This is a genomic window from Streptomyces sp. NPDC001941, assembly GCF_040296945.1.
GTDB lineage: Bacteria > Actinomycetota > Actinomycetes > Streptomycetales > Streptomycetaceae > Streptomyces.
The window spans coordinates 1-8,748 of sequence record NZ_JBEOYE010000184.1; the positions used below are offsets into that span (position 1 = coordinate 1).

Annotated in this window: 7 protein-coding genes and 3 pseudogenes; 6 read left to right on the plus strand and 4 right to left on the minus strand. The window is 65.7% G+C overall.

All coding sequences use genetic code 11. The features are described from left to right. Positions 1 to 188: 188 nt before the first annotated feature. Both ABT160_RS45690 and ABT160_RS45695 read right to left on the minus strand, forming a co-directional pair. The gene (locus tag ABT160_RS45690; protein ID WP_351656005.1) at positions 189 to 953 is read right to left on the minus strand and encodes a L,D-transpeptidase; all 765 of its coding nucleotides are present in this window, start codon (positions 951 to 953) and stop codon (positions 189 to 191) included. A gap of 706 nt (positions 954 to 1,659) precedes the next feature. Next, the gene (locus ABT160_RS45695; RefSeq protein ID WP_351656008.1) at positions 1,660 to 2,346 is read right to left on the minus strand and encodes a hypothetical protein; all 687 of its coding nucleotides are present in this window, start codon (positions 2,344 to 2,346) and stop codon (positions 1,660 to 1,662) included. A 223-nt stretch (positions 2,347 to 2,569) separates the two neighbouring features. Here ABT160_RS45695 and ABT160_RS45700 point away from each other — a divergent pair, with 223 nt between their 5' ends. Both ABT160_RS45700 and ABT160_RS45705 read left to right on the plus strand, forming a co-directional pair. Then, the gene (locus tag ABT160_RS45700; protein WP_351656018.1) at positions 2,570 to 2,956 is read left to right on the plus strand and encodes a transposase; all 387 of its coding nucleotides are present in this window, start codon (positions 2,570 to 2,572) and stop codon (positions 2,954 to 2,956) included. A 41-nt stretch (positions 2,957 to 2,997) separates the two neighbouring features. After that, complete coding sequence (locus tag ABT160_RS45705; RefSeq protein WP_351656010.1) at positions 2,998 to 4,344, plus strand: IS630 family transposase; 1,347 nt, start codon at positions 2,998 to 3,000, stop codon at positions 4,342 to 4,344. Here ABT160_RS45705 and ABT160_RS45710 read toward each other — a convergent pair. After that, positions 4,293 to 5,195, minus strand: a pseudogene (locus ABT160_RS45710) (IS3 family transposase); the annotation flags it as partial. The gene ABT160_RS45705 and the pseudogene ABT160_RS45710 overlap by 52 nt on opposite strands. Before the next feature lie 89 nt (positions 5,196 to 5,284). Here ABT160_RS45710 and ABT160_RS45715 point away from each other — a divergent pair. The 4 genes and pseudogenes from ABT160_RS45715 to ABT160_RS45730 form a co-directional block, all read left to right on the plus strand. Further along, positions 5,285 to 5,560, plus strand: a pseudogene (locus ABT160_RS45715) (ISAzo13 family transposase); the annotation flags it as partial. A 191-nt stretch (positions 5,561 to 5,751) separates the two neighbouring features. Continuing rightward, positions 5,752 to 7,104 (plus strand): IS21 family transposase, encoded by a 1,353-nt coding sequence (gene istA, locus ABT160_RS45720; RefSeq protein WP_502984419.1) that lies wholly within the window; start codon positions 5,752 to 5,754, stop codon positions 7,102 to 7,104. Continuing rightward, the gene (gene istB, locus ABT160_RS45725) at positions 7,101 to 7,874 is read left to right on the plus strand and encodes an IS21-like element helper ATPase IstB (protein WP_351656014.1); all 774 of its coding nucleotides are present in this window, start codon (positions 7,101 to 7,103) and stop codon (positions 7,872 to 7,874) included. Before istA ends, istB begins: the two co-directional genes overlap by 4 nt. A gap of 26 nt (positions 7,875 to 7,900) precedes the next feature. Beyond that, on the plus strand, positions 7,901 to 8,497 hold the full coding sequence (locus ABT160_RS45730; protein ID WP_351656016.1) for a hypothetical protein: 597 nt from the start codon (positions 7,901 to 7,903) through the stop codon (positions 8,495 to 8,497). On the opposite strand, the pseudogene ABT160_RS45735 reads toward ABT160_RS45730, so the two are convergent. Then, a pseudogene (locus ABT160_RS45735) lies at positions 8,464 to 8,748 on the minus strand (hypothetical protein); the annotation flags it as partial. The gene ABT160_RS45730 and the pseudogene ABT160_RS45735 overlap by 34 nt on opposite strands.

An 8,748-nucleotide genomic window follows, 5' to 3' on the forward strand; every position in this document is an offset into this window, starting at 1 on the left:
TCGAAGATCAGCAGTCTTGGTGGACTATCTGACCAACGCGACCCTGTTGGCCGCGTCACGATCCGACGCACAAAACCCTTCCCACCAGCGGAAATTCGTTAACTACCCGGCCTTGGGTCAGGGCCCCAGCCAGGGCCACATCCTGTCCCTCCCCGCTCGGGCTCATCTCGTTCTGGCGCTGGCGATTCTCATGTTCCGGGTTTGCGTCCATAGACATACACCAGCGTTCCGGTCTGGACGTGTCCCCAGAGTCCCCGTGCATCGGCGGACCGCATGTTGACGCAGCCGTGCGATCCGGGAGGGGCGTAGACGGAGCCGTCATAGGCGTGGAAGGCCTGTCCGCCGGTGAAAAACTGGGCGTAGGGCATGGGCGTGCGGTAGATCGTCGAGAAGTGATTCTTGTTGCGCCAGGAGATACGGAACCAACCGGTTCGAGTGCGGTAGTCTCTCGCGCCTGAACGGATCGGGCGTGCCAGGAAGGAGATCATTTTCCCTTTTTCCACCCAGAGCAGCTGCCGGGTCAGGTCAACACACACTACTAGAGACGCTCGGCGGGGACATCTGCCGTCGGGGTCCGGGTTATTAAGGGCCGATAGCAGCACAGTAGTGGCGTAGGTGACCGGCCCTGCATAGCCGATATCCGGGCGGATGCGGTGAAGTTGCTGGAACCTCTGGATAGCACGGCAGTCGCCGATGTCTTGTTTTCCGTCTGCTTTTCGGTGCAGATATTTCTCCATCTGCATCTGATGCGGCCCGGTGTAGGTCGTACAGAACGGTGCGCGCTTTCGGCTCTCGTACGGTGGTGACGCTTCCACATCGAGTACAGGTTGACGTTGGGAACTGGGCGCATTTCTCAAAATCGTAGTATGGGTCGCTGCTTTTGCACCGTTCCCGGCAAGCATGGTGAGGAAGAGCAGGGTGACAAGGACTCGCCGGGTCCCGCGCTGAGTCATAAACAGCTCCATAAGTTGTTCGACGGTCGGGGTGGGCTGGGAGCGACCGCTGTCTGACTTCCCCGGCTTTCTAACCAGCAGCGCGCAGATACAACTACTCCCAGGCCACACACCGATACAGGTTCCTCGTCGGTGATGACCGATTGACTGCCGGATTTACACGCCTACGCCCTGCCCTGCGGCGCATAACACACCGGCTTTGCTGCACTGCATTGGGATCCTCCGAGGACGCCCATTTACGCGCAAGTACGTTGGTGACCTTCCGCCTTGCGAGCACCCCCAAAATACGCTGCGGGGTCCGAACTCCGGACGCACGGCGCTAGTGTCGCGACACGCCTTAGTGCTTATCCGCAAAGATCCGGAAACAGCAATTCGGAGTGGGTCACCCGGTGACTGTGGGTCTATGAAGGCCTGTTGTCTACAGCCTCACTACCCGGGAAGCCGGTTACTCGACTCCGCCATAGGTACTTCTGGTGCAATGCCTACGAACAGACAGTGGAGCGGAGTTGGAGTATCTCCTATGGCCACGCCGCTTGAGCTCCTGACGCTGCATCTGCGGCTGTTGCTCGTGGCCGGGTGGCGCCTCTACGGACGTGGGGCGTGAAGGCTACGGCGGTGCACGGGGCACGATGCGGGCAAGGCCCTGCGGAGTAATCCGCAGGGCCTTGCCCCTACTGCTCTCCTACAGGGGCAGCAGCCTCAGCGCCTAGCCAATCTCCGCGCACACGGCTTGAGGCGTGACATCGAATGACCGCGTGTCATCTTCGTTGTCGACGACTACCGCGTTCACGCCACGGTTTCCCGCTACTCGCACGAGACGGTTGGCCGGGAGCGCTTCCGTAGCGATCTTGACGGTGCCGCTAGGGCAAGCCGGCGATGGCAGATCCAGCGAGGTTCTGGGCGGAACAGAGAGGGGAGTGCCGGCCACCCGCGTGATGGTCATCGTGGTGGATCCCGGGTCGCCCTTGTCGCCCTTGACGCCTGCGGCGCCTGCAGCACCCGTGTCGCCCTTGACGCCCGCAGTACCCGGGTCGCCCTTGTCGCCCTTGAGACCGTCCTGGCCTGCGGGCCCCTGGGCCCCGTCCTTGCCAGCCGGTCCGGCTGGGCCCGCCGGACCGCCGGGAGTACCGGCCGGGCCTGCTGGGCCGCGGTCACCCTTGAAGAGCTTCTTGTACTTGGCCGGGTCGCCCGTGATGGTGGCGTCCAGGTACTTCTTGAAGTTCGCGTTCAGGCACTCTTCGCAGTCCCAGCTGGGGCCCGGTCCCTCGGCGGAGACAACGGGCTGTACGGCGATCGATCGGGCGGGGGGCTGCGGTTCAGCAGCGGCTGCCGGCGCGACAGCCGCAACCAGGGCGACGGCCGCCACGCTGAGAGTAAGCGTCTTGAGGTTCATAGTCGAAACGTACGCCGAGAACGGCTCACCTACTGGACACCACGCACATACCGAGACCAGATCACTCAAACAGCTCACGCCGACTCACTGTTGAACTCGAGTCGCCTGATACAACTTTAAACAATGTGGGCCTTGTTGGTGCGCGCGAAGATCTGACGCGCTGCCGGTTCCGGCCTGACTGGAGGGCCGGGGCCGTCAGCCGGAGGGCTATTGCCACCGCGTGATGCTGGATGCGGTCTTCTACGTCACCGACAACGGAATCAATTGGCGCTCCATGCCTGCCGACTTCCCCGCGTGGGACCGTGTGTATGCCTTCTTCCGCCGGTGCCGAAAGAACGGCCTGGCCAACGAGTTCCACGACCGGCTCCGCGGCCGCCTCCGTGAGGCCGGGAGCCGGGATGCCGAGCCGACCGCGGCGATCATCGACTCGCAGTCGGTCAAGGGCGCCGCCTCGGTGCCCGCCATCTCACGCGGTTACGACGGCGGCAAGAAGATCAACGGAATGCGCCGGCACGTCAGCACCGACAGCCTCGGCCTGGTCGCGCTCGTGACCGCGGGCAATGTCACCGACCGGCAGGCCGCCCGGATCCTGCTGCCCCAGCTAGTGTGATGCGCCCGAAATCTGGTGGCTAAGTCTGTAGCCTGTTGGGCATGTCTCCGGGGCCTCGTGCTGTTGAAGTCCATCTGTCTGATGGAGAGTTCGCCGAGTTGTCCCGCTGGACTGACGGGGTGGTGGCACCGCGGTTCGTCCAGCGGGCTCGTATCGTGCTGGCGTGTGCGGCTGGTATGCCGAATGCCCGGGTGGCGGCGGAGGTTGGTGTCACTGTCGCCACGGTGCGTAAGTGGCGGGGGAAGTTCGCGACCGAGCGTTTGGCGGGTCTTGGGGACGGTGCGCGTATCGGCCGCCCGAAGGCCGACCTGGTGTTGAGCGAGACCGAACGCGACCAGCTCGTGCGGTGGGCCCGCAGGGCGAGGACCGCGCAGTATCTTGCCCTTCGCGCGAGGATCGTCCTGCGGTGCGCGGACGGCGGGACGAACCGGCAGACGGCCGAGGAACTGGGCGTCGATGCTTCCACCGTCGATCGCTGGCGGGCCCGGTTCATCGCCGGCCGTCTGGACGGGCTGGCCGACGAGCCCCGGCCCGGCCGGCCGCCCTCGATCCTCCTGGACCAGGTCGAGGACGTCGTCGTGGCCACTCTGGAGTCTGCCCCCGCTGCGGACACCCACTGGTCCCGGGCCTCTATGGCGGCCCGCACAGGCCTGTCGAAGTCGACGGTCGGGCGTATCTGGAAACGGTTCGACCTCAAACCGCACCTCCAGGACGCCTTCAAGCTGTCCACCGATCCGCAGTTCGTCGCCAAGGTAGTGGACGTGGTCGGGCTCTACCACAACCCCCCGGAACGAGCCGTCGTGTTATGCGTGGATGAGAAGTCCCAGATCCAGGCCCTGGACTGTTCCCAGGCAGTGCTGCCGATGGCACCCGGGGTGCCCGAACGCCGCACGCACGACTATTACCGGCACGGCATCACCAGCCTGTTCGCCGCCTTCAACATCGCCGACGGCACCGTCATCGGCGAACTCCACCGCCGTCACCGGGCCATCGAGTTCAAGAAGTTCCTGATCACCATAGACAAGGCCGTCACCCGCGACCTGGATGTGCACCTGGTCTGCGACAACTACGCCACCCACCACACCGCCGAGATCAGGAACTGGCTGGCCCGGCACCCACGTTTCCACGTCCACTTCACCCCCACCGGCTCGTCCTGGATCAACCAGGTCGAGCGGTGGTTCGGCCTGCTGACCGACAAACTCATCCGCCGAGGCGTCCACACCTCCATCGAGGCCCTTGAACACGACATCCGGACCTGGATCGACACCTGGAACCAGAACCCCAAGCCCTTCCTCTGGACCAAGACGGGCCCTCACCCCGGGTCTTGGACACGGGTCTATGCGGCTTCGGTCATCGTAGTTGGTGTTGTGCGGGAGGTGGCCTCGTAGGTGATCGGGCTGCGTTGTCCGAGGCGTGAGTGACGGCGCCGGACGTTGTAGCGGTGCAGCCATCGGAACGCGTCGAGGCGGGCCTCACGCTCGTTTGACCAGCCCTTTCGGCCCTTCAACGTCTCCCTTTTGAAGCTGGCGTTGAAACTCTCCGCGGCAGCGTTGTCCGCCGAGCTGCCCACCGTGCTCATGCTCTGGAGGACGCCCGCCCGGCGGCAGGCGTCGGCGAAGCCGGCGCTCGTGTACTGGGCTCCGTGGTCGGTGTGCATGATCGCTCCGGCGAGGCTGCCGCGGGTCCGTTCCGCCGCGGCGAGGGCATCGGTGACCAGCTCGGTGCGCATGTGGTCCGCGATCGCCCAGCCCGCCAGCCGGCGTGAACACAGATCGATCACAGTCGCGAGATAACAGAACTTCCCGCCGCCGACGCTCAAGTACGTGATGTCGCCGACGTACTTGGTGTTCACCTCCTCGGCGGTGAAGTCGCGGCCGATCAGGTCCGGGGCCTTCGCCGCGGCCGGGTCAGGGACGGTGGTGCGGTGCCTGCGACGCAGGCGGACTCCGGCCAGGCCGATGCCCCGCATGACACGCGCGATGCGCTTGTGGTTCACGCGCGCGCCGCCCTCACGGAGTTCGGCGGTGATCCTCGGAACGCCGTAGGTCCCGTCCGATTCCCGGTGAACGGTGCGTATCCGGGCAGCGAGCTTCGCATCGTCCGCCTGGCGGGCGGCGCGGTCCACGGCGGTCTTGCGCCAGTAGTAGAAGCTCGAGCGGGCGATACCCAACATGGTGCACAGCCGCTTCACGCCGTGACGGCGCTGGTGATCCTCAACGAACTGGAAGCGGTTCAGGAGCCGTAACAGAACAACTGACGGTTCTGCCCCGGCCAGGCCGTTGGAAGTGGTATACGGCTGTTGTGGTGATATCGGATCAGGCTCTGGCTGTGCTGGATGTGAAGTTCGGGGCGCTTTTGCCCCACTTGGATGAGCGGCAGCGCCGCCTGTATCTGGCTACCGAGGCCGAGGCGTTGGGGCAGGGTGGGATGAAGGCGGTCGCACGGCTCGCCGAGGTCTCGGAGTCGACGATCGCGCGGGGCCGTGCCGAGTTGGCCGGCGGTGCGGAACCCCTGGGCCGGGTGCGCCGGCCCGGGGGCGGGCGCAAGCCCGCCGCTGAGCGTGATCCCGGCCTGGTCGCGGCCCTGGAGGCGTTGATCGAGCCACTGTCGGCGTACAAGTGAACGTGCACCACTGCGTACGGATGAAAGTGCACCGTTGTTGATGCGGTGAGGTTGGTGTCGCGCGAGTCTTCTGTCGTCCTGTTCGGGGTCGGTGGAGGGCGGCGAGAGTGGTCTTGGATCCGCATCGCTGGTTGGAGCTGAGGCGGTTTCGCGGTCTGTATGAGTCCGGCGCGATGAGCCTGCGGGAGATCGCGAAGGAGACCGGGCTGAACCGGCGCACGGTCGCCAAGTACCTGTCTGGCGAGACTCCGGTCGCGCCGCCGCGAAGGGCGCCCAACGGGCAGCCGTACCGGCGGATCGTGGATGAGGTCGCGCCGTTGATCGACGCCATGCTGCGGGCCGAGATCCTGCTCAAGGGGGCCGTTATCCACGAGCGCCTGGTGGCCGAGTACGGGTTCACCGGCAGCTATCAGCGGATCAAGATGTACTTGCAGGAAGCCCGCCCGCGGGTCGCGGAGGAACTGGGCATCAGCCCGAGTGAACTGGCGGGCCTGCACCGCAGGTTCGAGGTGGTGCCCGGGGCCCAGGCCCAGGTGGACTGGGGTGACGAGGGGAAGGTCCTCGCCCACGTCGGGATCCCGAAGGTCTACTCGTTCCACATGACCTTGGCCTACTCGCGTGATCCGTTCTGCTGCTTCACCACCAGCCAGGACCTGACCACTTTCTTCGACTGCCATCGCCAGGCGTTCGCCCACTTCGGCGGGGTCCCGATGTCGATCGTTTACGACCGCACCAAAACGGTGGTCCGCCGGCACGTCGCACCAGGCGAAGCCGTTCCTCTGCATCCGGAGGCTGTCGCCTTCGCCGGGCACTACGACTTCGATCCCGATGTGCTGGCCGCCTACCGGCCCACGGGCAAGGGCCGGGTCGAGCGGCAGGTGCTGATCGTCCGCGAGCACGTCTTGGCTGGCCGGGCCTTCTCCTCGGTCGAGGAACTCAATGCCGCGTTCACCGCCTGGGTGCCGCTGCGGCGGGCGAAGGTGCATGGCACCCACGGAGAGGTCATCGGTCTCAGGGCGATCCGCGACCACGTGGCCCTCCGCCCGCTGCCGCCGACGCCTTATGTGGTCACTCAACGACACCTCCGCCACGTCGGCAAGGACTGCCTCGTCGCCTTCGACGCGAATCTCTACTCGGTGCCGGCCCGCAAGGTCCGCCCCTGTCAACTGGTCGAAGTCAGGGCCACGAAGTCCCAGGTCATGCTGCATGCCACCGCACCCGATCACACTGGCGAAACCCTGCTGGCCGCCCACCCGCGGGCGGCCGGCCGAGGCGCCCGCATCGTGGATGAGAAGCACTGGGACGGCCTGCCCACGGGAGCCGGCCGCCGCGTCACAGTCGGCGATGGGAGCCTGCCCCGGCCCCGCCGGCAGAACACAGGCCCCGAAGCCGGGCCGCTGGCGGCCCTGCTGAACCGGGCCGCGGTCACCCAGATCGAGGTCGGCCGCCGGCCTCTGTCGGTCTATGACGAACTGACCGGCACCCGCCCCTTCACCACCAAGCCGAGCGCGAAGGAATCGTCTTGAGCGAGCTGGTCTCCACCCGCATCCGCAACACGGCCGGCAAGCTGGGCCTGCCGCACCTGGCCGAGGCCCTGACTCAGTACGCTCAGCGGGCTGACGAGGCCAAGATGGGTTACCTCGACTTCATCGACCTGGTTCTCTCCGAAGAACTCGCCGTCCGTGAGGATCGCCGCTTCCGCACCGGTCTGCGGATCTCGAAGCTGCCGCACCACAAGACACTGGACGACTACGACTTCTCGTTCCAGCCTGAGCTCGACCCGCGCAAGGTCAAGGATCTTGCCACATTGTCGTTCGTCGAGGCCAAGGCCAACGCTGCCCTGCTCGGGCCGCCGGGAGTGGGCAAGACGCATATCGCCGTCGCTCTCGCGGTCGCGGCCTGCCGGGCCGGGTACTCGATCTACTTCACCAGCCTCGACGACATGGTCCGCAACCTCAAGACTGCCGAGGGCGCCGGACGGCTGACCAGCAAGCTCGGCAGCTACCTCCGACCGGCGGTTCTCGTGGTCGACGAGGTGGGCTACCAGCCCCTCGAGCGCGCGGAGGCCAATCTGGTGTTCCAGGTCATCTCAAAGCGCTACGAGAAGGGCTCGATCATCCTGACTTCGAACAAGACCTTCAGCGAGTGGGGACAGGTGTTCGGTGACGAGGTTCTGGCCACCGCCATCCTCGACCGACTCCTGCACCACTGCGACGTGATCTCCATCAACGGCCCCAGCTACCGGCTCAAGAACCGGCTCGCTGCCATCGAGCGAGACCAGGAGAGCGCAGCCTAATAGTTCGTGTGGTCGACAATGAGCGCATGGACGTCCCTGAGCTGCTCGAATCAGCTTCCCTGCTTGTTCCGGAAGAGACCGCCACCGAGAACGACATCACGGTGCGAGACATCTGGGACTACCTCGTCCACGACGAGTGGGAGATCGCCCTGGGCCTGCTGGAAGAACTTGGGGACGTTCGCTCGCTCCCGCTGGCGTTTTGGGAGAAGCTCGCCGACGCGGCTGAGCAGCTCCGGCTTGAGCGGAGCGCGGCCTGGTGCCATTGGCGGTGCTCCGAGATTCGTCATGGCGTAATCCGGGCGGATCTGACGCTCCGTCCTGCCGCGGAGGCGCGACGCACCACGGCAATCTCCGGCGCCGGAGTTCTGCGACCCATGTGGGACATCGGACATCTCTCGCCCACCGGTGGACATGCGGTCAGCATCGCCTCGCTTTGGGTTGAGGACATGCCCTATCTGGAGCCCGGCGGGCGAGCCACGGTTCGACTCGTGCCCCTCACTCCCTCCCACTGGACGCACCTCCAGCCCGGCCAGCAGATCGCGATGCACGAGGACCGAACCGTGGCCGGCACCGCAGTCATCCTGGAGGTTCATCGCCCTGCCACCGCCATGCCCGCAGGGTGACGTGGCTGGCTCAGAGCCTCCCTGCTGGTGCACGTATCTCCGTACTTGGTGGAGCACTCACAGGAGTACGCCGACACATGCGTGCCGGTCTCGGTCAGCGTCACGACCCTCACCTGTGGAAACCCGCCCGGCTTCCCACTGGAGTCCTTCGGCCCGCCGAAAGCCAACCGATTCGCCTCGTTGTCCGGAACGTCCAGCAGGAACCCGTCCACCGCCGCCAGACGCATCCCGCGGTAGAAGGATCCCTCCAG

What these genes read in the sequence shown, in the direction of transcription:
- ABT160_RS45690 (WP_351656005.1), bottom strand. Translation starts at nt 953, where the DNA reads ATGACTCAGCGCGGGACCCGGCGAGTCCTTGTCACCCTGCTCTTCCTC.
- ABT160_RS45695 (WP_351656008.1), bottom strand. Translation starts at nt 2,346, where the DNA reads ATGAACCTCAAGACGCTTACTCTCAGCGTGGCGGCCGTCGCCCTGGTT.
- ABT160_RS45700 (WP_351656018.1), top strand. Translation starts at nt 2,570, where the DNA reads ATGCTGGATGCGGTCTTCTACGTCACCGACAACGGAATCAATTGGCGC.
- ABT160_RS45705 (WP_351656010.1), top strand. Translation starts at nt 2,998, where the DNA reads ATGTCTCCGGGGCCTCGTGCTGTTGAAGTCCATCTGTCTGATGGAGAG.
- istA (WP_502984419.1), top strand. Translation starts at nt 5,752, where the DNA reads ATGAGCCTGCGGGAGATCGCGAAGGAGACCGGGCTGAACCGGCGCACG.
- ABT160_RS45730 (WP_351656016.1), top strand. Translation starts at nt 7,901, where the DNA reads ATGGACGTCCCTGAGCTGCTCGAATCAGCTTCCCTGCTTGTTCCGGAA.